This window comes from Microbacterium sp. JB110, from assembly GCF_003335195.1.
Classification (GTDB): domain Bacteria; phylum Actinomycetota; class Actinomycetes; order Actinomycetales; family Microbacteriaceae; genus Microbacterium.
In genome coordinates this window covers 17,907-41,764 of the sequence record NZ_QPGM01000006.1, presented here as the reverse complement: position 1 = coordinate 41,764, position 23,858 = coordinate 17,907, and the positions used below count along the sequence as shown (strand labels likewise).

22 protein-coding genes are annotated in these 23,858 nt (G+C 69.4%); 3 read left to right on the top strand and 19 right to left on the bottom strand.

The annotated features are described in order from the left end of the window. Window positions 1-71 precede the first annotated feature (71 nt). The 4 genes from CIK77_RS11430 to nadA are packed head-to-tail and all read right to left on the bottom strand — an operon-like array spanning window position 72 to window position 4,901. Complete coding sequence (locus CIK77_RS11430) at window positions 72-1,208, bottom strand: cysteine desulfurase family protein (protein WP_087053779.1); 1,137 nt, start codon at window positions 1,206-1,208, stop codon at window positions 72-74. After that, window positions 1,205-2,059, bottom strand: a complete 855-nt coding sequence (gene nadC / locus CIK77_RS11425) for a carboxylating nicotinate-nucleotide diphosphorylase (RefSeq protein ID WP_087053778.1) — start codon at window positions 2,057-2,059, stop codon at window positions 1,205-1,207. The genes CIK77_RS11430 and nadC overlap by 4 nt, the downstream gene beginning before the upstream one ends. Continuing rightward, window positions 2,053-3,594 carry an L-aspartate oxidase gene (gene nadB / locus CIK77_RS11420; protein ID WP_087053777.1) on the bottom strand — a complete coding sequence of 514 codons (1,542 nt, stop codon included), beginning with the start codon at window positions 3,592-3,594 and terminating at the stop codon, window positions 2,053-2,055. Before nadB ends, nadC begins: the two co-directional genes overlap by 7 nt. Beyond that, a complete protein-coding gene (gene nadA, locus CIK77_RS11415) occupies window positions 3,591-4,901 on the bottom strand; it encodes a quinolinate synthase NadA (protein WP_087053776.1) in 1,311 nt (436 codons plus the stop codon). Before nadA ends, nadB begins: the two co-directional genes overlap by 4 nt. Before the next feature lie 151 nt (window positions 4,902-5,052). On the opposite strand from nadA, the gene CIK77_RS11410 reads away from it, so the two are divergent. Both CIK77_RS11410 and CIK77_RS11405 read left to right on the top strand, forming a co-directional pair. Next, window positions 5,053-6,078 carry a hypothetical protein gene (locus CIK77_RS11410; protein ID WP_087053775.1) on the top strand — a complete coding sequence of 342 codons (1,026 nt, stop codon included), beginning with the start codon at window positions 5,053-5,055 and terminating at the stop codon, window positions 6,076-6,078. 1 nt (window position 6,079) lies between these two features. Continuing rightward, complete coding sequence (locus tag CIK77_RS11405) at window positions 6,080-6,931, top strand: hypothetical protein (protein WP_087053774.1); 852 nt, start codon at window positions 6,080-6,082, stop codon at window positions 6,929-6,931. 20 nt (window positions 6,932-6,951) lie between these two features. Here the strand turns inward: CIK77_RS11405 and CIK77_RS11400 are convergent, their stop codons facing one another. The 9 genes from CIK77_RS11400 to CIK77_RS11360 form a co-directional block, all read right to left on the bottom strand. Continuing rightward, window positions 6,952-7,539, bottom strand: a complete 588-nt coding sequence (locus CIK77_RS11400) for a sugar O-acetyltransferase (RefSeq protein ID WP_087053855.1) — start codon at window positions 7,537-7,539, stop codon at window positions 6,952-6,954. Window positions 7,540-7,670: 131 nt separating this feature from the next. Continuing rightward, a complete protein-coding gene (locus CIK77_RS11395; RefSeq protein WP_249268465.1) occupies window positions 7,671-9,530 on the bottom strand; it encodes an amidase family protein in 1,860 nt (619 codons plus the stop codon). After that, entirely contained in the window at window positions 9,527-10,336 is an 810-nt protein-coding gene (locus CIK77_RS11390; RefSeq protein ID WP_170934025.1) for a cohesin domain-containing protein, read from the bottom strand. The genes CIK77_RS11395 and CIK77_RS11390 overlap by 4 nt, the downstream gene beginning before the upstream one ends. Window positions 10,337-10,537: 201 nt before the next feature. After that, a complete protein-coding gene (locus CIK77_RS11385; protein ID WP_087053772.1) occupies window positions 10,538-11,332 on the bottom strand; it encodes an ABC transporter ATP-binding protein in 795 nt (264 codons plus the stop codon). Then, a complete protein-coding gene (locus CIK77_RS11380; RefSeq protein ID WP_212647428.1) occupies window positions 11,329-12,345 on the bottom strand; it encodes a FecCD family ABC transporter permease in 1,017 nt (338 codons plus the stop codon). The genes CIK77_RS11385 and CIK77_RS11380 overlap by 4 nt, the downstream gene beginning before the upstream one ends. Next, window positions 12,342-13,331, bottom strand: a complete 990-nt coding sequence (locus tag CIK77_RS11375) for a FecCD family ABC transporter permease (RefSeq protein WP_212647427.1) — start codon at window positions 13,329-13,331, stop codon at window positions 12,342-12,344. Before CIK77_RS11375 ends, CIK77_RS11380 begins: the two co-directional genes overlap by 4 nt. Window positions 13,332-13,401: 70 nt before the next feature. Beyond that, on the bottom strand, window positions 13,402-14,430 hold the full coding sequence (locus tag CIK77_RS11370; protein WP_087053770.1) for an iron-siderophore ABC transporter substrate-binding protein: 1,029 nt from the start codon (window positions 14,428-14,430) through the stop codon (window positions 13,402-13,404). 119 nt (window positions 14,431-14,549) lie between these two features. Continuing rightward, window positions 14,550-15,809, bottom strand: a complete 1,260-nt coding sequence (locus CIK77_RS11365; protein ID WP_087053769.1) for a serine hydrolase domain-containing protein — start codon at window positions 15,807-15,809, stop codon at window positions 14,550-14,552. 81 nt (window positions 15,810-15,890) lie between these two features. Beyond that, entirely contained in the window at window positions 15,891-17,261 is a 1,371-nt protein-coding gene (locus CIK77_RS11360) for an ATP-dependent DNA helicase (protein ID WP_087053768.1), read from the bottom strand. 107 nt (window positions 17,262-17,368) lie between these two features. Here CIK77_RS11360 and CIK77_RS11355 point away from each other — a divergent pair, with 107 nt between their 5' ends. Continuing rightward, complete coding sequence (locus CIK77_RS11355; RefSeq protein WP_087053767.1) at window positions 17,369-18,457, top strand: hypothetical protein; 1,089 nt, start codon at window positions 17,369-17,371, stop codon at window positions 18,455-18,457. A gap of 144 nt (window positions 18,458-18,601) precedes the next feature. On the opposite strand, the gene CIK77_RS11350 is transcribed toward CIK77_RS11355, so the two are convergent. The 6 genes from CIK77_RS11350 to rpmB form a co-directional block, all read right to left on the bottom strand. Further along, window positions 18,602-20,584, bottom strand: a complete 1,983-nt coding sequence (locus CIK77_RS11350; RefSeq protein ID WP_087053766.1) for a cytochrome c oxidase assembly protein — start codon at window positions 20,582-20,584, stop codon at window positions 18,602-18,604. A 229-nt stretch (window positions 20,585-20,813) separates the two neighbouring features. Then, window positions 20,814-21,101 (bottom strand): HU family DNA-binding protein, encoded by a 288-nt coding sequence (locus CIK77_RS11345; RefSeq protein ID WP_087053765.1) that lies wholly within the window; start codon window positions 21,099-21,101, stop codon window positions 20,814-20,816. A gap of 190 nt (window positions 21,102-21,291) precedes the next feature. Then, the gene (locus CIK77_RS11340; RefSeq protein ID WP_212647426.1) at window positions 21,292-22,581 is read right to left on the bottom strand and encodes an MFS transporter; all 1,290 of its coding nucleotides are present in this window, start codon (window positions 22,579-22,581) and stop codon (window positions 21,292-21,294) included. A 241-nt stretch (window positions 22,582-22,822) separates the two neighbouring features. Then, on the bottom strand, window positions 22,823-23,128 hold the full coding sequence (gene rpsN / locus CIK77_RS11335) for a 30S ribosomal protein S14 (RefSeq protein ID WP_087053763.1): 306 nt from the start codon (window positions 23,126-23,128) through the stop codon (window positions 22,823-22,825). 2 nt (window positions 23,129-23,130) lie between these two features. Continuing rightward, complete coding sequence (gene rpmG / locus CIK77_RS11330) at window positions 23,131-23,301, bottom strand: 50S ribosomal protein L33 (protein ID WP_087053762.1); 171 nt, start codon at window positions 23,299-23,301, stop codon at window positions 23,131-23,133. Beyond that, entirely contained in the window at window positions 23,301-23,537 is a 237-nt protein-coding gene (gene rpmB / locus CIK77_RS11325; RefSeq protein WP_087053761.1) for a 50S ribosomal protein L28, read from the bottom strand. Before rpmB ends, rpmG begins: the two co-directional genes overlap by 1 nt. Between the last annotated feature and the right edge of the window lie 321 nt (window positions 23,538-23,858).

The window sequence follows — 23,858 nt, the reverse complement described above, 5'->3', positions numbered from 1 at the left end:
AGTCACGGCGGATGCACCTCACGGGCCGTCGCACTCGACATCGAGTGCGACGGCCCGTCTCGTTTCCGCACTCAGCCCGCCAGCGACGCGGCGGCAGCGGCGAGCGCCCGCGCGACAGGGCTGAGGTCCGCATCGACCCCCCGTGGGAACGAGAACCGGATGGCCGTGCGCGCCGTCTGCGCATCGAACCCCGCGGCCAGCAGCACGTGCGACGGCTCTGTGCTGCCGGCACGGCACGCCGAACCGCTGGAGGCGAGCACGCCGCTGCGCTCCAGCTCGAGCAGCACCGACTCGCCGTTCACCCCGGGGATCACGAAGCTCGCCGTCGAGGGCAGCCGTCGATCCGGATGACCCGTCAGTCGGGCGCCTGGCACGCGCGAGAGCACCGCAGCGATGAACTCGTCGCGGATCCGGGCCACCCGCGCGGCGGCTTCCTCTCGCTCCCGCTCGGCGATCTCGCAGGCGACACCGAGCGCCACAGCGCCCGCGACGTTCTCGGTCCCTGAGCGCCGGCCGCGCTCCTGCCCGCCGCCGTGCAGCACCGGCTCAAGAGGGATCCGACGACGCACCGCGAGGGCACCGGTGCCCTGGAGCCCGCCGAGCTTGTGGCCAGAGATCGCGATCGAGTCGGCACCGAGCCCTGCCAGCGGGAGCCATCCGGCCGCCTGCACCGCATCGACGTGCAGCGGAACGCCGCGCTCACGGCACACCGCGGCGATGTCTGCGACGGGCTGCACCGTGCCGATCTCGTTGTTGGCCAGACCCACGGCGACCAACGCGGTGTCGTCGCGGAGTGCGCGGGCGACACCATCAGCGGCGACGAGACCGTGCCCGTCGACGGACAGCTCGGTGACCTCGAAGCCGTGCACCCTGGCCAGGAACCGCGCAGTCTCGCGCACCGACGAGTGCTCGATCGAAGTGGTCACCAGGTGCCTCGCGCCGCGGGAGGCTGCGGCTGCGACGCCGATGCCCTGCAGCGCGAGGTTGTTCGCCTCGGTGCCGCCCGAGGTGAACACGACGTCGCCGGTGCGCACACCCAGCGCCCGCGCGACGCGGCGCCGCGCGCTCTCGAGCGCGTCGCGGGCCCGCTCCCCTGCCGAGTGGGCGCTCGACGGATTGCCGAACTCCGCCGTGAGGATCGGCGTGATCGCCTCGAGCACCTCGCGCCGTACTGGCGTGGTCGCCGCGTGATCGAGATAGAGGCTCATCGTGCCTCGACGTCGAGTCCGAGATCGATCGCGCGGGCCGAGTGCGTCAGAGCGCCGACCGAGATCACGTCCACACCGGTGCGAGCGATGTCGCCGACCGTGTCGAGGGTGACCCCGCCCGAGGCTTCGACGATCGCTCTGCCTCCGATGTGGGCGACCCCCGTTCGAAGATCGGCGAGCGAGAAGTTGTCGAGCATGATCGTGCCGACGCCCGCGGCGAGCGCATCGTCGATCTGGTCGACCCTGTCGACCTCCACCTCGACGTGCGTCGTGTGCGGCAGCGACGCGAGTGCACGCCGCAGCGCCTCGGTCGTCGTGGCGCCCGTGCGCTGACGGAGCACCGCGAGGTGGTTGTCCTTGGCCATCACCGCGTCGGACAGTGAGAAGCGGTGGTTGTGCCCGCCGCCTGCGCGCACCGCATGCCGTTCGAGCGCGCGCAGCCCCGGAGTGGTCTTGCGTGTGTCCGCGATGCGCGCGGCGGTTCCCGCCACCGCTGCGACGTACCGGGCCGTCAGCGTCGAGACGCCGCACATCCGCTGGGTGAGATTCAGCGCCGCACGCTCGGCGGTCAGCACGGCCCTGGCCGGTCCTGTGACTCGCCCGAGCTCGGCGCCTGGCTCGAACACCTCTCCGTCGGCGACGGCGACGTGCACCCGGATGTCCGGATCCAGCTGTCTGAAAGCCGCGGCGAACACCGCGCCGCCGCTGAGCACACCGCGCTCGCGCGCCACCAGGCGAGCGTCGGCCGTCGCGTCCGCGGGAATGAGCGCCTCGCTGGTGATATCACCCCATGGTGCGTCTTCGTCGAGCGCCGCTGCGACGACGCGCTCGATCGCTGCCTTCGTCAGCATGCGGCCTCCAGTACGGGCTCCGGATGATCGTAGGTCGGCACGTCATCTGACCGCCAGTGCGCGCCGATCGATGCCGTTCGCGCCGACGCCGCGCGCACGATCTCGGCCGCGGCGTCGAGCAGGTTGCGGTCCTCGTGCTCGCGGACCGTGCGCGGCGCCGGTGTGACGGCACGCCAGCGTGCGATGATCGCAGCCGCGTCGGCCAGGCCCTCCGCATCGCGGGAGAGACCGGCGCAGCTCCACATCACGTCCTGCAGGGCACGGCGGGACAAGGACGGCACGTCGCCTGGGGCCGTCTTTCGTGCGACGAGCCGGTCGCGCAGCTCGGGAGCCAGGGAAGTGCTGCCAGCATCCACGCCTTCCCGTACGGATTCACGTGCCGACGTCCGCCCGGCCCGCGCCCCGAACACCGCGCCCTCCAGCAGCGAGTTCGACGCGAGCCGGTTCGCGCCGTGCACGCCCGTGCGGGCGGTCTCGCCGGCCGCGAACAGTCCGGGCACGCTGGTGCGGCCGTCGAGGTCGGTGGCCACCCCGCCCATGACATAGTGCGCTGCGGGTGAGACGGGGATCGGCACCCGCGCCCAGTCGAGGCCCCGATCGCGCACGGCGCGGTCGATCGTGGGAAACCGACGTGTCAGGAACGCCGCACCGAGGCCCGTCGCATCCAGCAGCACCGGCCGCCCGCCCTGCCGTGCCATCGCCCTGGCGATCGCGCGGGCGACCACGTCGCGCGGGGCGAGTTCGCCATCCGGATGGGCGTCGAGCGCGAACCGCCTTCCCGCTTCGTCGAGCAGCACGGCGCCCTCGCCGCGCACCGCCTCCGAGACGAGGAACGGCGCACCGACGGCGAGCACCGTGGGGTGGAACTGCACGAACTCCATGTCGCGCACCGCGGCACCGGCGCGCAGCCCGATCGCGATGCCGTCTCCCGTCGCGACCTGCGGGTTGGTCGTCACCGCGTACGCCTGCCCGATGCCACCGGTGGCGAGCACGACCGCATCCGCCTGTGCCTCCGCAGTCGCCCCGCGCTCGATCATCCGGACGCCGGCGACTCTGCCTCGTGAGACCACGACATCCGTGACGAACGCCCCTTCTCGCATCTCGATGCCCCGCGCACGGCACTCCGCGAGCAGCCCGCGCTGGATCTCCGCACCGGTCGCATCGCCTCCTGCGTGCAGGATGCGCGAGGCGGAGTGCACGGCCTCGCGTCCGAGCAGCCGCGCCCCGTCTGCGCCGCGGTCGAAGCCGACGCCCCGCACCTCCAGGCCCGCGATCGCGACAGAACCGCCGTCGACGAGTGTGCGCACCGCATCCGCGTCGGCCAGCCCGCTCGATGCGCGCAGCGTGTCCTCCGCGTGGGCCTCGACTGAATCGTCTGCGCTCAGGACGGCCGCGATGCCGCCCTGCGCGTACCGGGTGTTCGATTCGTCGGGTGCGGCCTTGGTCAGCACCACGACGTCGGCCCCCGCAGAGCGGGCCTCCAGCGCCGCGGTCAGCCCCGCGATGCCGCTGCCCACGACGGCGACGCGCGTCATCGCGGCAGCGCCTGCAGCATCCGGTCCAGCGCGACTCTGGCGGGCTCTGCCACGTCGCCGGTCACGCTGATCCGGTTCACCGTCTCGCCTGCGACGAGCCGCTCCAGCACCCAGGCGAGGTAGCCGGGGTGGATGCGGTACATCGTCGAGCAGGGGCAGACGACGGGGTCGAGGCAGAAGATCGTGTGCTGCGGGTGCTGCGCCTGCAGCCGGCGCACCAGGTTGATCTCGGTGCCGATCGCGAACGTCGTGGGCTCGGTGGCCGCCTCGATCGCACGCCGGATGCGGTCGGTCGAACCGGACTCGTCTGCCGCCTCGACCACGGGCAGCGGGCACTCGGGGTGCACGATCACGCGCACCCCGGGGTGCTCGTCGCGGGCTCGAGCGATCTGGTCGACCGTGAAGCGGCGGTGCACCGAGCAGAAGCCGTGCCACAGGATCACGCGGGAGCCGGCGAGCTCGTCGCGGCTGGAGCCGCCGAGCTCGCGGTGAGGGTTCCACATCGGCATCTCGTCGAGCGGCACGCCCATGGCGCGGGCGGTGTTGCGCCCCAGGTGCTGGTCGGGGAAGAACAGCACGCGGCGACCGCGCTCGAAGGCCCACTCGAGCACGGTGCGCGCGTTCGACGAGGTGCACACGATGCCGCCGTGCCGACCGACGAAGCCCTTGATCGCGGCGGACGAGTTCATGTAGGTGACGGGAACGACCGGCACGCGCCCGTCGGCGTCCGGCTCATCGAGCGGGCCGAGCACGCTGGAGAGCTGCTCCCAGCAGTCCTCGACCTCGTCGATGTCGGCCATATCGGCCATCGAGCATCCGGCTGCCAGATTCGGCAGCACGACGTGCTGGTCGGGTCGGGAGAGCAGATCAGCGGTCTCCGCCATGAAGTGCACGCCGCAGAACACGATCGCCTCCGCCTCCGGATGCTGCGTGGCGGCCTTGGCGAGCTGGAACGAGTCGCCGACGTAGTCGGCGTGCTCGACGACCTCATCACGCTGGTAGAAGTGCCCGAGCACGACGACCTTCTCCCCCAGCGTCTGCTTCGCGGCCCGAACGCGCTCGGCCAGCTCGTCCTCTCCCGCCTCGCGGTACTCGCGCGGCAGCTCGCCCTGGCGCGGCGCGTCCGTGGGGATCACATCGCCCATCGACGAGCCAGGCCCGTATCCAGGGACCTGGTCGAACGACCACGGCGCATCGGCGAGGTCGTCCGAGCACACCGATCCTCCTGAGGCTCCCTCAGCGATGAGCTCGATCTCGCGCGCGACCGACGCGTCGGTCGGTGTGAGGGTGATCCTGGTGGCGGGCATGGCGACTCCTCATGGAGTTAGGGTCAGATCGACATGAAGTATGCCCACAGGTTAAGGTGCGTCAGACCTTAACCACAAATCCGGATGCCGCCTGCGGCACAGTCGATAGCAGTTTTCACCTGATCGCTATTTTTCGCTGTACAGTGAATATATGCCCATCGGTGAAGAACGGGCCATTCGGGCTCTGCTCGATGCGTTGCCCCCTGGTGCTGCACTGCTTGCCGCGCGCGAGCAGAACAGCCACGCCGTGGTGAGCTACCGCGATGTGCAGGTGCCCGTTCGCCTGCGGTGGGCCGGAGCAGGCTTTCCGCGCGACGTTCGGCAGGCACTGCACGACATCACGACCGAACCGAACGACGTCGCAACAGTCGTCGCTGCGAAGAGTGTCTCCCGCGGCGCGCAAGAGCTGCTGAGCGAACGAGACATCGGCTGGGTGACTGAGGACGGGGCGGCATCGCTGTCTCTCGGACCGATATGGGTCGAACGCCGAGCCACATCGACCACCGGTGTCCGCGATGACGCGGTGCGCTGGAATGCGTCGACGAGCGACATCGCAGAAGCCGTCCTCTCCGCCGTGGTCGAGGCAGATCTCCACAGAGCCGTTCCTGGAATCGCGGAACTGACTGCGCGAAGCGGTCGCGCCTCTGGCAGCGTGTCACAGACTCTGACGGCCTTCGATTCACAGGGCTGGACAGCAAAGGGTCGAGAAGCCGCGCGGAACCGACGCACCCTCATCGATGCGACTGGGATGCTCGATTCGTGGAGCGAGTCACTCGGAGCGTTGCAGGGCACCGAGTTGTACACCTTCGAGCGGAACCCGGATCGGATCGCCGCCGAGATTCGCTCCGTCTCCGCATCGGCGGTCTTCAGCGGCGAGTTCGCCGAACAACGCCTCGCCGCGACCGCGACGAGCCTCGCGCAAGTGATCGCCTACCTGCCAGCCAACGCGTTCCCAGATGCTCTCACCCGGCTCATCGCGCACGATTTCGAAGAAGCCTCCGAAGGCGCAGGCCGCCTGATCATTCGTCCGATGCGCGCTCCGGCGTTCCACGGAACGATGCTCATCGACGGCTTCCGACTCGCATCGCCGATCCGGGTGTACGCAGAGCTCCGCGCCCAAGAGGTGCGCGGACGCGAGCTCGCCGATGCCTTCCGGCACCGCGAGATCGGATTCTGACATGACCGAGAACGCGCCACGAACCGCATCCGGCCGAGCGCTGGCCGAGCGTGCTCTATCCGCATTGCTGCGCCAAGCTCGAGAGCATGCGGATCTGCTTGTCGTCATCGGCGGGCTTGTGCCGGTCACTCTTCCTGGCGCGGCCGAGGTGGCACCGCACCACGGCACGAATGACGTGGACGTGCTCCTCGAGCTCGCGCCGCGATATGACCGCGATGACCAGAGCTTCGCCTGGTTGGAACGGGCGCTGGCGTCCGCAGGTTTCATCGCGGACTCTGATCCCGGCGGCTGGCGATGGACGTCACAGGTCGATGGCCGGTGGGTGCGATTGGAGTTTCTCGTCGACGTGCCTGACGTGCGCGATCAGGTAGTGTCGCTCCCCGGCGCGGAGCGAGTACGCGCGCTCAGCATCGCAGGTCCCGCAGCCGCCCTCCAGAACCCGCAGGCCGTCATGCTCACTGACGGTATTCGGGCGAACTTCGCAGGCCTCGGCGGATACGTCATCGCCAAGGCAGCGGCGGTCGTGGGACGCGGGTTGAGGAAGGATCTGTACGACTTCGGCCATGTCGTGCTCGGGGCGACGCGCGATGCACGCGTCGATCTCGTCGAAGAGGTCGAGCGCTCCCTTCCCTCGGTCGTCGACTACGACCCTCGCGGCCTGGTGCTCCATGCGTGCGACGAGTTCGCCTCCGTTGATGCCGCGGGTCCGCGGTTGTTCGCACGAGAATCCCGGCGCGCTGGTGCCGTGGAGCCGGAGGCCCTTCTGGCTCGCGACGCCATCACCGCGGTGCGGCGTCTGGCCGTGGGCCTTCGTTCTCTGCCAGAGGATCGAGACCGCGATGCTGTGATCTGAACCCGACTGCCTCGACCGCCTCATACGACCGACCGGATCACGCGCGCCGGCGAGCCGACGGCCATCATCCCCGCGGGCACGTCCTTCGTCACCACCGAGGCCGCCCCGATCACGGCGCCGTCGCCGATCGTGACGCCGGGCAGGATCGTGGCATTGGACCCGATCCACACATCGGCGCCGATCACCACGGGCGCCGGATGCATGTCGGCGCGCCTGTCGGGCGCGAAGTCGTGGTTCAGCGTCGCGATCACCGTGTTGTGGCCGATCTGTGCACGGTCGCCGATCGTGATGCCGCCCTGGTCCTGGAAGGTGCAGCCCATGTTGATGAACACGCCGCGGCCGAACCGGATGTTCCTGCCGAAGTCGGCGCGGAACGGCGGGAACACCGTGACCGTCTCGTCGATCTCGCCCCCGGTCAACTCGGCGAGCAACGCCCGCAGCTCGGCGGGCTCGCGATAGCCCGTGTTCATCTCGGCGGCCACCCGCAGCGCGGTCTGCGATGCACCGTGCATCGCCCGATGCAGCGGCGAGCCGCCCAGGATCGTCTGCCCGTCGCGGAGCGCGGCGACCAGGTCGTCGACGGAAGCGGTCTCATCCGGTTGTGTCATGCCCACACGCTACGACGCCGAGCGCCGGACGGGGAGAGTGCCTGTCGGCGCCCGCCGCCCGACGCGCCTCGAGCTGAGCACGGGCACGCCGGGGGTGGCACGCACCGCGCACGGTGCGTGCCACCCCTCGATCAGCCGTACAGTTCGGGGCTGGTGCGGGCTCCCACTTCCTGCTCGAACGCGTACGCGTAGCCGAGCAGGTCGGCCTCTGCGAAGTCACGGCCCAGGAACTCGAGGTTGACCCCCGCGCCCGTGATCGTGCCGTCCGCTTCAGCGGCCTGACCCATCGGCACGGTGACTGCCGGCATGCCCGTGTTCGGGCTGAGGCGCATATTCCGACCCAGCGGAGCGTACGGGTCGGTGCTCGGGTAGACCATCGTGTCGAGGTCGAGGTCATCGAGCAGACCCGTGACGCTCACCTTGAACTCCGCGAGCGCCTGCGTGTGCGTGCCCTCGGGGCCAGCCCAGTCGAGGTACTGCTGCTCGGTGATCTGCGCGCGCTGCTCGTAGGTGCGCTGACGGCTCGGTACGTACTTCCCCGACTCGAGCACCTGTTCCAGCGACCGTGCTTCGACGTCGGAGTCGAGGTGCGCGTCGATGTAGGCATCGAGGTCGTGGCGGAACTCGTTCGTGCTGCCGCTGCCCTCACCGAGCACGTCGGCGAACCACTCCGGCTCGTCGATCTCCACGACGGTCGCACCGCGCGCCTCGAGCGACTGCTTCGCCTCTTCCCACAGCCGCAGCGTTGTGGGGCTGTCGCCGAGCATCGACGGCACGAACCCGACCCTGCTGCCCTCGAGCGCCCCAGCATCGAGCTCCTCGGTGTACGACCGCGGCACCTGTCCCTGCTGCGCCGAGGTCACGGGGTCGGCCTCGTCGATGCCGACGACCGCGTCGAGCGCCGCCGCCGCATCGACGACGCTGCGCCCCATCGGGCCGCCCGTGTCCTGCGACAGCGCGAGCGGCACGATGCCGTCACGGCTGGCCAGGCCGATCGTCGGGCGCACGCCGACGAGCTGGTTGTACGAGGAGGGAACCCGGATGGACCCTCCCGTGTCGGTGCCGAAGCCGATGCCCGCGAGGTTGGCGGCGATCGCCGCGCCCGTACCGCCGCTGGAGCCGCCAGCGGTCCGGTCGGTCGCGTACGGGCTCGCGACCAGAAGCGACTCCCCCGCCGCCTGGCCGGCCGAGAACTCCGAAGCGAATCCGTATGCGAACTCGTCCATGCTCGCCTTGGCCAGCATCACCGCGCCGTCGGAGCGCAGCCCCGACACCATCGTGGCGTCTTCAGCGGTCCAGTTGTCCTCCCAGCAGCCGCAGCCGGCCGTGGTGGGCATGTCGACGGTGTCGTAGTTGTCCTTCACCGCGACGGGCACACCCAGCAGCATGCCGCTCATGCCGCTCTCTGCTCGCTGCGCGTCGGCGGCCGCCGCCGCCTCGAGCGCCGTGTCGTTGACCGCGATGATCGAATTCAGGGCCCTGCCTCCCTGCTCGACGACCGCACGGTCGTATTCAGCGATGCGGTCGAAATATGCCTGCGTGATCTCGACGGAGGTCGTGACACCCGCGTTCATCGCCGCCTGCATGTCGATCACGCTGGCCTCCACGAGCTCGAACGGGCCGTCGTCGTAGACGATGCGGCTCGAGATCTCGGCGAGATCGGCGACCGTGATGACGCCGTCGCCGTCTGCGTCCGCGGCGCCATCCCATCCGGCATCACCCGATGCGGTGCCGAGCAGCTCGCCTATTCGCTCGAGATCCGCCGTGGTGACCTGTTCGTCTCCCGTCAGGTCGAGCTCGGTGTAGTACGGCATCAGGATCGGGGCGGAGGCCTCGTCCGACGTCGCCGCGGTGGCGATGCCGCCGGTCAGCGCTCCCACCAGGATCGCCGGCACCGCCACGACAGCCGCAACCGCGCATCGGCGCGCACTCGTCATCGTCTTCCTCTCCTCGCGCGTCCTGCTGCGCGTGTTCTTCTGTTCCCGCATCATCCGAGACCTTCCTTGCGGCGGCGCATCATCACGGCGCCCGCGACGATCGCCCCTACGGCCAATACGACGATGGCGCCCGCGCCGGCGATCGTTCCGCCGGTGACGGCGAGCTCACCGTCGTCTTCGCCGCCCGCTGCGGTGTCATCCGAGCCGTCCGTCGCCGTCGAATCGTCCGTTCCGTCGGCTCCGTCGGCTCCGTCGGCTCCGTCGGCTCCGTCGGTCGTCGCCGGATCGTCGCCGGAGTCATCCGGTTCATCCGGGTTCGTCGGGTCGGTGTCGGCGTCGCCGGCGATCGAGATGGTCACGGGATCGACGGCCCCAAGCTGCTCCTGCTCACCCTCGGTGCCGACGAGTGTGCCGTCATCGACCGACACGGTCGCGACGCCTGCGCGCAGCACCTCGAACGACACCGTCACCACCGTGGCGTCGCCGGAGATGCCGGGCGAACTGCCGAGACGGGTGTAGGCGAGCTGTGCCGACCCCGGCTCCTCGCTCGCCGCACCGTAGCCGCCGTCCAGGAACGCCGCGGAATCCGTCACGTACCTCAGCGCCTCGTCGTCGTAACCCAGCTCGAACTGGGCGGCGTACACGTCGGCGGCGTCCGTCACCGCAACGGCCACCTCGATCACGCCGCCGGCTTCGCCCGTCTCCGGAGCGTTGAGTTCGACCGCTCCGGCCTGCGCGGGTGCGGCGAGCGCCGGGGCGGCGCCCAGCAGCACGGCGCCGGCCGCAGTCACGACGCCGACTGCGGCAGCGGCGACACGACGGCGCCGATGAGACGGCGCCGATCCTCTGGAGATGTGCATGCGCACAGTCCTTCCTCGATGTCCTCGCGGCGCGGTTCCGCACCGTCGAGGAGCGCCACAGGGGTCAACTGTGGCGTGCCGAGATTTCAGAAGGGTTTCGCTGTGTGAGCGGCGCATTTCGCACGGCGCGCCGTCGGGCGCGTCCCACAGCTGACCGCCTGCTGCGCAGGTGTCGCTGCGGCCCAGATCATGGGACGCGCCCTACCCCAGCGGCACCACCATCGGGGTACCGCTGACGGGATCGGGAGCGATGCGGCAGTCCAGCCCGAACACCTCGCGCACGTTGCGCTCGGTGAGCACGGCGGCCGGCTCCCCCTCCGCCACGATGCCTCCGTCGTGCATCAGCACGAGCCGGTCGGCGAAGCGCGCCGCCTGGCTCAGATCGTGCAGCACAGCGACGACTGTGCGCCCCTCCGAGCGCATCCGGCCGCACAGCCGCAGCACGTCTATCTGGTGCCCGATATCGAGGAAGCTGGTGGGCTCGTCGAGCAGCACGTACTCGGTCTCCTGGGCGAGCACGAGCGCGATCCACGCCCGCTGCCGCTGTCCGCCGGAGAGCGAAGCGATCGGCGCATCGACCAGGTCGAGCATCTCGGTCGCCTCGAGCGCGCCGGCGATCGCCGCCGCGTCGCCCGGATGAGAGCGCCGCCACGCCGAGTGGTACGGATGCCGCCCGCGGCTCACCAGCGATCGCACCGTCACGCCCTCCGGTGCGATCGGCTCCTGCGGCAGGAACGCGAGCGTGCGCGCGACGTGGCGCGTCGGCATCCGGTGCGCGGGTGCGCCGTCGATCTCCACGACGCCCCGCGTCGGCCGCAGGGTGCGCGAGAGCGCGCGCACGAGCGTCGACTTGCCGCAGCCGTTCGGCCCGATCACGGCCGTGAACCGTCCGCGCGGCACGTCGAGGTGGAGCCCGTCGATGACCGCGCGGGCGCCGTACCCTGCAGTGAGGTCGCGCGCCCGCAGCCCCGCGCCCGTCGAAGCGTCGTCTGTCATGCTCCTGCCTTTCGCCATTCCGCCACGAGGAGGAACCCGAGGTACACGCCGCCGACGAGGCCGGTGACCACCCCGACGGGCAGCCCCGCCAGACCCGGCAGGTGCTGCGAGAGAAGATCGGCGCTCACCAGCACGATCGCACCGGTGAGCGCCGCACCGACGAGATTCGGGCCCGCTCTGCCCGACAGCCGAGGTGCCGCATTCGCCGCGGTGAGCGCGACGAATGCCACGGGTCCGGCCACGGCGACCGCACCCGCCAGCAGTGCCACGGAGAGCACGATCGCCCAGGCGCGCGTGCGCCCGGCGCGCATGCCGAGCGCGGCCGACAGCCCGTCGCCCAGCTCGAGCGCGTTCAGCCGGTGCGAGACGATCACCAGGAACGGCACAGCGACGACGAGCGCCGCGCCCACGATGAGCACGTGCTCCATGCTGCGCGAGTTGAGCGAACCGACCAGTGCAGCGGCCAGCTGCGAGGATTCGTCGCGCATCAGCGTGGTGATGACGAAGTTGGTCACCGCCCCCGCGATCGCGGCCACGCCGATGCCGGCGATGATGATGCGCGACGTCGACGAGAGCCCGTTCCCCGTCGCGAGCAGGACGAGCAGGAGCGCGGCGGCGACCCCGACGGCAGACCCCACAGGAGCCGAGACCGCGCCGGGGGCCACGAGCGTGAACACGGCCACGCCCGCGCCCGCTCCGGCAGACAGTCCGATGACGTCTGGGCTGCCGAGCGGGTTGCGCGTGGCCGAGCGGAACAGGGCGCCGGAGAGCCCCAGTGCCGCCCCCGCGCCGATCGCGGTGAGCAGCCGTGGCGCTCGGATGTGCGTGAACGCGTACTCGGTGCTCCTGCCCAGTTCTCCGCGGATCAGATCGACGATATCGCCAGGCCCGAGTGCGAGCCTGCCCACCATCAGCGTCGCGATGCTCAGCACGAGCAGCACGGCGCCGCACACCGGCCACACCACGACGCTGCGCGCACGGGGCGCGGCGGGAAGACGCACGTCGACGCTCACGACTGGCCCCTGCCCATCCGGCGCACGGCCAGCAGCAGGAACGGCGCTCCGACGAACGCCATCACGATGCCGACCATGAGCTCCTCCGGCTTGACGATCACGCGCGCGAGCATGTCGGCGCCGATGAGGAGCGCGCCACCCGCGAACAGCGACGCGGGCGCCTGCCACCGCATGTCGGAGCCGACGGCCGAGCGGACGATGTGCGGCACCGCCAGCCCGAGGAACGCGATCGGGCCGGTGAGCGCCGTCGCCGTCGCCGCGAGCAGCGTCGCCGCGAGCAGGCCGAGGCCCCGGATGAGCGGAACGCGCACGCCGAGGGAGGCGGCCATCTCGTCTCCGAGCGCCATGGTGTTCAGCCCGCCCGTGATCGCGAGGCCGACGACCACGCCGGCCAGCGCGAGCGGTCCTGTCACGGCGAGCGCCCCCACATCCGCGCCGGTGAGCGAACCGACCACCCAGAAGCGGTATGAGTCGAACACGGTCGGGTTCGACAGCACGATCGCCGTGATCAGCGCATGCAGCACGGCGGTGACCACGGCGCCGGCCAGCACGAGCGGGACCAGGCTCTCAGAACGCGAGCGGGTGCCGAGCACGTAGACGACGAGCACGGCGGCAAGGGCGCCGGGTACGGCGAAGGCGAGGTACCCGATCGCCGATACGGTGCCAGCGCCGAGGATCGCTGTCGCCACGACCACCCCGGCCGATGCGCCCGTCGTGACGCCGAGGTATCCGGGATCGCCGAGCGGATTGCGTGTGATCGACTGGATCAGCGCTCCAGACAGCGCGAGTGCGGCCCCAGCGACGGCTCCCACGACGGTGCGCGGCACGCGAGCCTGCACGATCATGGTCGAGTACTCGTCGCCTGCGCCGGTGAGCACGTCCCACACCTGCGCGGCCGTGGTGTTGCCCGACCCGGCGAAGAGGGAGAAGAAGCTCAGCACCACGAGCGCGAGGATCGCGGCACCCACCACTGCAGCACCGCGCACGCGTCCCCCGCGAACGGGGGACGCGTGCGCGGTCGGAAGAGCCTGGGTCACTGCGCCGATCGGGGGACGGTCACTCGTCGAGTGCGGCGATCGCCTCATCGATCAGCGGCTTGTAGCGCTCCAGCGCCCACGGAACGGTGAGCGGGTTGATGATCGACGACCCGGTCACGAACGGCTGTTCGGTCGGCGCGACGACCGATCCGCGCTCGATCGCCGGGATCGAGGAGTACAGGTCCTGCGAAGTGATCTCGTCGCGGTTCGCCTCGTCCGAGTAGAACGTGAAGATCACGTCGGAGTCCGCGAGCATGTTCGCGTTCTCCAGACCGATCAGCGCCGACTGGGTGCCAGGGGCGTCGTAGTCCTCACGCATCGTCTCGACGACGGGGTCGACCGTGAGCCCGAGCGCGCTCACCATCGCGACACGCTGCTCTTCGGGGTAGAAGACGCCGAGCGTTCCTGGACCGGTGTTGTAGATGAACGAGAAGGTGACGCCCTCGTACTCCGGCACGGCCGCCTCGTCGAACTGGATGCGGATGTCATCGATCAGCCCTTCAGCCTCATCCGGCTTCCCGAGTGCCTCACCGATGATCTCGATCTGCTGGTCCCACTCGATCGTCCACGGCTGCTCCGGGTAGGCGACGACGGGAACGAAGCCGCTGAGCTCGTCGTACTGCTCCTGGGTGATTCCGGACCACGGCGCCAGGACGAGGTCGGGCTCGAGCTCGAGGATCGCCGTCGTGTCGAGCTCCGTGGACCCCGTGACGAGGTCTGGCAGCTCGTCGCCGTTCTCCGTGACGGCTTCGTGCACCCACGGCAGGTAGCCGGTCTCGTCGGCGCCCCACGGGTACTCCTCCATGCCGACCGGCGTCACGCCGAGCGCGATCGCAGTCTCCGTGGAGCCCTGGCCGAGCGTCACGATGCGCTCGGGCTCCTGGTCGATCACAGCGGTTCCGAGGGCGCTCGGGACCTCGACCGTCGTCCATTCGCCTGACTTCTCCTCGGCTTCGGACGGTGCCTGGGAGCTGCACGCCCCCAGTGCGAGCGCGGCGACGGCGAGCCCCGCTCCGAGAGCGAGGGAACGAGCACGGGACAGCGACATGCGGGGCCTTTCGACGGTAGGAGCGCGCACGGATGACGCGGCGCCAGAGATAAGATTAGGCTACCCTAATCTCCTGCCGCATCGTGACACAGCACCGCTCGCCCCGATGTGTCGCGCGACTACTCGCCGATCGGGCAGATCGCGTCGTCGGTGATCTGCTTGTCGTAGCCGTCCGCCGACCATGGCAGGCCGATCTCCGGCTGCTCGAAGCCGTCGGCGGCCGGAGCCCGCGACGCGATCGCTGCGATCTGACGCCCCACCTTCGCTGCGGCGGAATCGCTGCGGGAGTTGTTCAGCACGACCGCGACGGTCAGGCCAGACGACGGATCGGCCCACACGCTCGTGGCGTAGCCGAGCGTCGCCCCTTCCTGCCCGATGAGCGGACCGGCCTGATAGACGCCGCCGCCGTACTGGTACCAGCTGGCACCGTCCGAGTAGACCGGGAGCGCGTGGTCGAAGCGGCCTTCGTCGTCCTCCGCGGAACCGAGCGCGAGGAGCTGGCCGTATCGCCCGAGATCCTCGATCGTCGAGACCACGCCTGAGTCGGTGTAGCCGACGCTGCTGGACGCCTTCGAGAACTCCGTCGGAGCCGTGCAGCCGTTCTTGGCGTCTTCGTTGTTCGAGCGGTACCCGGGAAGGTAGTTCGTGCCGGGCGTCGCCGCTGTCGGGGACGGCAGGAAGGTGCTGCCGAGACCGTACGGCTCAGCCACGTACGTGTCTAACAGATCGGCAGGCGCCTCGCCCGTCGCGTGGCGCAGCGCCTCGCCGAGCAGCAGGTAGCCGGCGTCGGAGTCGCGGAACTTCGCACCAGGCGTTCCGCCTGCCGCGATGAGCCCCTGGGCGGCGAGCTCGCGCGGGTCCCACTCCCGCTCCGGCGTGCGCACCCAATTCGTCAGCACCTTCGCCTCGGAGTCGCCGATCCCGCTGGTGCTGTCGCACAGCTGCTGCAGGGTGATGTCCTCGGACCCCGCCACGTTCTGCACGTGCTGGGTGACCGAATCGGTGACCTCCAGCTGCCCATCCGCTGCCAGCCCGTACAGCACGTCGCACGTCATCGCGCGGGTGACATCGCCGATCCGGAACGTCATGTCGGCGGTGACGTCTTCGCCGCCCTCGATCGCCGTCGAACCGAGGCCTGTGACGTATTCGCCGCCCCACGGCGCCCACACGCCCACGATCCCGCCGGTCGCGCCCGACGCCTGCATCGCCTTGGTGACGGCGGCATCGATCTGCTCGGTCATATCTGCCGGAAGCTCGGCCGAGGCCTGCTCAGGCAGCTCGACGACGTCCGTGCCATCGCTGCAACCGGTGAGGACCGCCCCGAACGCGACGATCGCCGCGATGGCGGCCGCGCCGCGCCGTGTCGTTCTGCCTCGCATCTCACTCCCTGTGCTGGAAACCTCAACGAGTCTATGCGGTCGCCCCTGAGCCGCCTGGGAGCGCACCCGACGGGCACCGCGTCATCCGTTCACCCTCATCCGGTCGCCCTGAGCCTCCCACACCGCGCGCATGAATCGGCGCACGTCCTCATCGACCCGGATGTCGCTCGGGCGGAGCGGCCGAGACAGATGCAGCCCGTCGAGTGAGCTCAGCCGCGACAGGGCCACATAGGTCTGACCCGGCGCGAACGCCCCGGAGCCGAGATCCACGACGGCCCTGTCGTACGTCTTCCCCTGCGATTTGTGGATCGTCACGGCCCAGGCCAGCCGCAGCGGGAACTGCGTGAACTCGGCGACGACGTCTCGGCTGATCTTGCGCGTGTGCTGGTCGTACGCGTATCGGTACTTCTCCCACACCACGGGCTCGACGTCGAACTCCTCACCGTCGACCTCGACCCGCACGGCGTCGCCGACGATCTTCGTGACCGTGCCGATCGTGCCGTTCACGTAGCGCGGCGGCTCACCGCCGGAACCGGCGTCGTTGCGCAGGAACATCACCTGGGCGCCGACTTTCAGCTTGAGCTCCTCGTCGGCCGGGTACTGATCGCCCCGACCGAAGTCGCCTGAGACGTCGGCTCTGGCGATCTGCTCCCGGCCGGGCAGCTGGGAGAGGTGGCGGGAGTTGATCGCGTTCACCCTGTCGTTGCGCGTGGCGAGGGTGATCACCGGGTCGCGGGGGTCGTCAGGCGGCGTGCGGGCGCCTGCGTTGTTGAGGGCGTCGGCGATCTCCTTCGTGACGCGGCCGTAGCGCACCGCGTTCAGCATCGTCTTGAACCCGTCGTCCGACTGCCTGTGGATGTGCGTGAGCTCTCTGATGTGCAGGTCGGCGCCGTGGCGTCCGACCTCGAGCACGCCGTCCTGCGCGGCGTGACCGGCCCACACGTGCGCGTCGAAGAACCAGAACGAGCGGTAGTGGTCGTTGATGTAGCGCGCTTCGTCGCCGCGGGGCGGCACCGGAGCGAGCTGGTACGGGTCGCCGAACATGATCACCTGCACACCGCCGAACGGCTCGGCACGACGGGCGCGCGCCTGCCGCAGCGCACGGTCGATGCCGTCCATCAGATCGGCGTTGACCATCGACACCTCGTCGATCACCAGGGTGTCGATCGCGTTCAGGATCTTCCGCGTGGTGCTGTTCTGCTCGAGGTCGGTGTCGGCGATCAGCCCGACAGGCAGACGGAACAGTGAGTGGACCGTCTGGCCTTCGACATTGAGCGCTGCGACGCCGGTCGGTGCGCACACCGCGATCTGCTTGCCGGTGTTCGCTGTCAGGTGACGCAGCAGGGTCGACTTGCCAGTGCCGGCGCGGCCCGTGATGAAGACGTGCTCCCGAGTGTCTTCGATCAGCCGGAACAGGCTCTCCTGCTCCGCGGACAGAGCGGGCGCGGTCATCCCTCCATGCTAGGGCGTCCCTCGGGTGCCCCCACCGCGCCTCACGTTTCGGCATCCTCTGGCTGTCCCCAGGCGATATGGAAAACGCCGTCCCTAGACTGGTCGGCATGCAGCAGGCCGACGTCTCCTCGTCCCGCGTCGGCGAGCCCCGCCGCTCGCGTGCGCTCGAGGTCGTCGGATTCATCGTGATCGGTGCACTGCTGCTCGGCGCCATCGCTGCGGCTCTTGCGTCGCTGTACCGCCAGTACTGGGGTCCGAGCGCGTTCGCCGAGCGATACGTGCAGCTGATCGCCGACGGTCGCGCGGCCGATGCCCTCACCGTCAGCGGTGTCGGCGTCGACAGCGAGGAGCTCGAGGCTGCGGGGCTGCCTGGCTTCGCCCACGACGCCCTGTTGCGCTCCTCCACGCTCTCGAACGATGTCACCGACATCCGGTCCGTGTCGGAGCGCGCAGCTGACGACGGCATCATCGACGTGACGCTCGAGTACCGGATGGACGGCGGGACCCACGAGACGACGTTCCGCGTGGCGCAGACCGGATGGAGCGGTCTCGTTCCGACGTGGCAGTTCGCCGAGAGCCCTCTCGCTGTGATCGATGTCGACGTGCACGGGTCGTGGCGCTTCCAGGTGAACGGATTCGAGCTCGACAAGCGGCAGGTGTCGCCTGCCGGTCTCGGGGCGGAACCGGACGACACGATCGCGATGCTCGCGTTCGCTCCCGGCACCTACGCCATCGCCGTCGATACCGCCACCACCGAGGCAGACGCCGTGAACGTCACCGTGACGGAGCCGCTGACTCCCGCAGAGGCTGCGGTCGAAGCCGCGCCGTCCGATGAGTTCCAGGAAGTCATCGAGGAGAAGGCCGAGTCGTGGCTGAGCGAGTCGTGCGGCTCGCGCAACGTGCTCCTGCCAGAGGACTGCCCGTACGGCTACCGACTCGACAATCTCGTGGCTCCGGGCACGCAGCCGGAATGGACCATCGTCGAGTATCCCGAGATCGACCTGGTGCCGGACGGCGACTGGTGGAGCATCCGGCCCGCCGACGGCGTCGCCCACATCGAGGTCGACGTGCAGTCGTACGTCGACGGCTCGATCAGCCACATCTCCGAAGACGTCCCTTTCCAGATCGACGGCACGGTCGATCTGCTGGAAGACGGGTCGGCCCGTATCCAGATCGGCGCCCCGCTGCTCAGGTAGCCGTACGGAGATCCCCTCATCGAGTGGACCCCTTGTGTTCGTACGGACCCCTTATGTGCGTACGGAACGGCGCGGGTCCGCTCGGCGCGAAAGGGTACGCTCGCGGGTTTCCGCGGCGCGGTGCGGTGCGCGACCCGCGGCGGGTTACCGGCCCTCGCGTTCGGCGTCGCGCTTCGCGATCGCCTCGAGCCTGGCGTTGTAGGCGGCGAGCTCCGCGTCGCCGGTGCGGTCGGCGTGGCGGTCGGATCGGCGCTGCTGCTTCTCGTCGCTGCGGCTCCACTGGATGGCGACCACGATCGCCGTGATCACCGTCGGGATCTCGCCGATCGACCACGCGATGCCGCCGCCGACGTACTGGTCCTCCATCGGCGTCGCACCCCACGTGCGGCCCATCGCACCGAACCATTCCGCCACCATCAGCCCGGACTGACTCATGATCGCGATGCCGAAGAACGCGTGCATCGCCATCGTGACGATCAGCGTCACGAGACGCCCCGCATACGGCATCCGGTACGGAATCGGGTCGATGCCGGTCAGCGACATCACGAACAGGTAGCCGGAGATGAGGAAGTGCGCGACCATCCACTCGTGGCCGAGATGGTCGTACAGCGCCCAGCGGAACAGATCGGTGAAGTAGAACAGCCAGAGCGACCCCACGAAGATGCCGGCGGCGACCAGCGGATGCGTGAGCACCTTGGCGGCCGGATTGTGCACGACCCAGAGGATCCACTCGCGGCCGCCGCGCGTGCCGTCATCGCGTCTGCGGATCGCGCGCGCGGCGAGTGTGACGGGGGCGCCGGGCACAAGCAGCAGCGGAATCGCCATCGCCAGCAGCATGTGCAGCAGCATGTGCGCGCTGAACAGGTAGTGCCCGTAGGCGTTGAGCGCACCGCTGGTGACCCAGATCAGTAGGAGCATGCCGATCACCCACAGCACCGTGCGATAGATCGGCCATGTGTCGCCCCGACGGCGCAGGCGCAGCACGCCGGCGACGTAGAAGGCGATGCCCAGCACGCCGACGACGAGCCAGAGCGGGTCGACCTCCCACTCGGTCAGGAACCGGATGGGAGTGAGCTCCGGCGGGAGCGCGGCCTCGTTGAGGAACTGCGCCGGCGTCTCGAGCGCCGGCGGCTGCTCGTTGAGCGGCGGCACGGAGCGGGCCAGCGCCGCGGCGGCACCGGAGGCGACGCCCATCAGCGCGAGCTCGAGGGTCACCATGATCCAGAACGCGCCGTTGCGCTGGGTGGCGATGAGCTTGGCGCGGTACCAGGCCCCGAGCGCGCCCATCAGCAGCAGAGCGATGATCTTCACCAGCAGGATGAAGCCGTAGGTGGTGGTGAACAGTTCGTCGATGCGCGAGATCGACGCGAACGAGCGCAGGATGCCTGAGAACGCCACCAGCAGGAACGCGATCAGCGCGAGTGATGAGTAGCGCTCGAGCACCGGTCGGACGCGGTCGGCGCGGTTGTCCGCAGCCAGCCGCGGCCGCACGATCACGACCAGGAACAGCCCGCCGACCCACACGGCGGCGCCGATGACGTGAATGGCCAGCGCGGTGACGACGATGTTGTGGTCGGCGAGATCGCCCGAGTGCCCCTGTGTCGCCATCGGGATCAGCGCGACCGTGGCGACGCCGGCCGTGATCAGCGTCGGAATCCAGCCGCGCACCGCGAACGCGAGCACGGTGAGCCCCGCGCCGAGGACCGTCGTGATCATCCAGGCCCTGCCGAGTTCGAGCTCGACGAGATAGCGGCCGAACTGCGCCCCGAACTCCTGCCCGGCGCTGACCTGCGGGGTGAACGTGTCGAGGAAGGTCAGGAAGGTGACGGCGCCGGATGCGACGGTGAACACGGCGGCGCCGATCGACGCGGTGTCCAGCGCGATGTCCCATTCGCGCTCCCCCTGCCGCAGGGCGAACAGCGCCAGCACGAGCGAACCCAGCATCACGGCGGCCGAGAGGTTCACGCCGAGCTTCGCCAGCGGCAGGCTCCACCTCACGACAGGGCCGGCATCGGCGAGCTCCGTGGCTTCAGTCGCACCGCCGACGACGAGCGCCCATGCGGCAACGGCGAGCGCCGAGACGATGAGAAGCGCCGGCCCGACGGCCCGCAGCGCGCGCGGATTCACCCGACCAGCCTAGGCACCCGCACCTGCAAACCGTCCGAACCGCAGCATCCGGCATCCGTTCAGGTACCCCGAATCGCGCTTCCCGCCCGGCGGAACCGCAGTTCGGGGTACCCGGAGCAGCCGGATGACCGCTGGTGGTGCAGAACGACGCACCGGAAGGAGCGTGCGGGCCGCACACAGCGGCGCCCCGCAGGCCGAAGCCTGCGGGGCGCCGCTGGAAGGAAGCCTCTTACTTGACGGCTGCCTTGAGCTTCGAGCCGGCGGTCACCTTGACGCGCTTGCCCGCCGGGATCTTGATCTCGGCGCCGGTCTGCGGGTTGCGACCCGTGCGAGCGGCCGTGTCGACCTGCTCGAAGGCGATCCAACCGGGGATCGAGACCTTCGCTCCCTTGGCGACGGACTCCGAAACCGTGGTGAAGAAGGCGTCGAGCACGCCCGAAACCGCGGCCTGGCTCTGGCCGGTCGCGCTGGCGATGCTCGCAACGAGCTCGGTCTTGTTGATGGACTTGTCGGCCATGTCATCCTCCAGCGGCTCTCGGCGCCGCAGATGTGGTGGTTCGAGCCGAGGGCGATTGCCCCCGGTTGGTCGTTGGGACCGGTTTGACAGTACCAACGCACCGCGGAATTCCGCGGATTTTCGCTCGTTTTCATCGTTTTCCCGTGGCGTGTCGCGCCTCGATGTGACGATTGTGACGATTGTGACCGCTTCAGTCGGCTTCGCGGGGCTCCGGAATGCGGCGCAGGAAGGCCACCGCAACGGCGCCGACGACGAGCATGATCGCCGCGCTCGAGTAGAGCATGACCAGCGTCCAGCCCGAGTCGAGCATCGCCCCGCCCAGGATCGGGGCGAGGATGGCGCCGACGCGCCCGACGGCGAGGGCGGCGCCGACACCGGTGCCCCTGGCGGACGTCGCGTAGCGAGTGGGTGCCACAGAGTACATACCCGCGATGCAGCCGTTCACCAACAGGCCGACGAGCACGCCGAGCACCATCGCGATCGTCAGCAGCGCCGTCGAGAGCACGAACACGATGATCGTGCCAGCCGAGATCAGCAGGAACGCCAGCAGCAGCTTCTCGCGCTCCACGCGGGCGGCGATGACACCGTAGAGCACGGATCCGATCGTGCCGCCGATCGCGAGCGCCATTCCGATGTAGACGCCCTGCTCCTGGGTCATGCCCGCCTCAGTCATCAGACGGGGCGTCCACGAGTTGACGAAGTAGAAGCCGAACATGACGGTGAAGAACGCCACCCACAGCAGCACGGTGGCCACGATCACCTTGCGGCTGAACAGCTCGGACAAGCCGGACTTCGCCGCAGTTGGGGCGGACTCGTCGATCTGCTGCGCGAGCGTCGCCCGCGCAGGGTCATAACCGACGCGGGCGGCGATGCGCGTGAGCGCCTTGTCCGCGTACTTGGGCCGACGGGTGACGAGGAACTGCACCGACTCCGGTGTGATGAGCGCGAGGGCGATCACGATCAGCACGCTGACGCTGGCCCCGACGAAGAACACCGACCGCCAGCCGAACTCGGCCTGCAGCCCGTTGGCGGCAAGCCCGCCGAGGAAGGCGCCCACGCCGTAGCCGGCCGAGTAGACCCCGATGGCAAGGCCCCGCCAGCGGGCGGATGAGTACTCGGACGTGATCACCGTGATGCTCGCGAGAATTCCGCCGACGCCGAGCCCGGTGAGCACGCGCCATATGCCGAGCTGCACGACGTCCTGAGACGACGCCGCGAGGAACATCCCGACCGTCGACAGCGCGGCCGATCCGACGACGGTCCAGCGACGACCGAGCACATCGGCGAGCCGGCCGATGACGACCGCGCCGATGGCCATGCCGACCAGTGTCGCGCTGATGACTGTGCCGAGCACGGACCCTGAAAGGCCGAACTCGTTCTCGACGTTGAGCGAGACGAACGACATCGCGGCGACGTCGAAGCCGTCGTTGGCGTTGAGGAGCACGGCGCAGGCGACGATGGCCCATTGGTAGACGGACATCGGCGAATGCTCGAGGTGAGAGCGCAGGTCACGTGCGGAGGCTGTGGCGGTTGTCATGGGGTGCGAAGCCCTTCGTTGGGTGATCGGTCCGGAAGCTGCAATGCGTTCGCACATCAGGATATACCTACGCAGGTAGGGCTATGCCAATAGGTAACACCACGACAGCAGAAAGGACCCGAGCACCGGATGATCCGGGCTCGGGTCCTTTGCGTCGGCTCGTGCTGAGCCTACGGCTGAGTGCTTACCAGCTCGACTTGGTCACGCCGGGCAGCTCGCCTCGGTGCGCCATGCCACGGAAGCGCACACGCGAGATGCCGAACTTCGTCAGCACACCGCGCGGGCGGCCGTCGATGACGTCGCGCGAGCGCACGCGCACCGGCGAAGCGTCGCGGGGAAGCTTCTGCAGGCCGACGCGGGCGGCCTCGCGCTCGTCGTCGCTCGCAGTCGGGTCGACGAGAGTCTTCTTCAGCTGAGCCCGCTTCTCGGCGTAGCGAGCCACGATCTCTGCGCGCTGCTTGTTGCGCGCGATTTTGCTCTTCTTGGCCATGATTAACGCTCCTCGCGGAACTCGACGTGCTTGCGGACGACCGGGTCGTACTTCTTGAGCACGAGACGGTCGGGGTTGTTGCGACGGTTCTTCTTGGTCACGTAGGTGTACCCCGTGCCCGCAGTCGAACGCATCTTGATGATCGGACGAATGTCCTGTGCCTTTTTCGCCATCAGAGCTTCACACCCTTCGCGATCAGGTCCTTCACGACCGAGTCGATGCCACGAACGTCAATCACCTTGATGCCCTTGGCGGAAACATTCAGCGTGACCTTGCGGCCCAGCGACGGAACAAAGTACGTCTTCTTCTGCACATTCGGGTCGAAGCGGCGCTTCGTCTTCCGCTGCGAATGCGAGACGTTGTGACCGAAGCCGGGAACGGCGCCGGTCACCTGGCACACAGCTGCCATGGTTCTCTCCTTCAGTACCGTGACTCCGGACGGAGCCACCCAAGATCTCTTGCCTGCTCACCCGTCATCCGACCCTGATCGGGCTGTGTCCGGATGGGGATGAGCGGACTGCACACAGGAGTGCGCACAGCCAAAGATCGATCCTAGCATGTCCAGCATCGGCTCGCGAACCTCGCGCGGCGATGCGCCGCGCTCGAGGATGCGCACACACGAAGGCGGGGGAGAGCCGAAGCCCTCCCCCGCCGGGTCCCGCAGCCGCGGGAAAGTGCTGTCAGAGCAGACCGCCGAGGAGTCCGCCGACCAGGCCGAGGATCGTCTCGA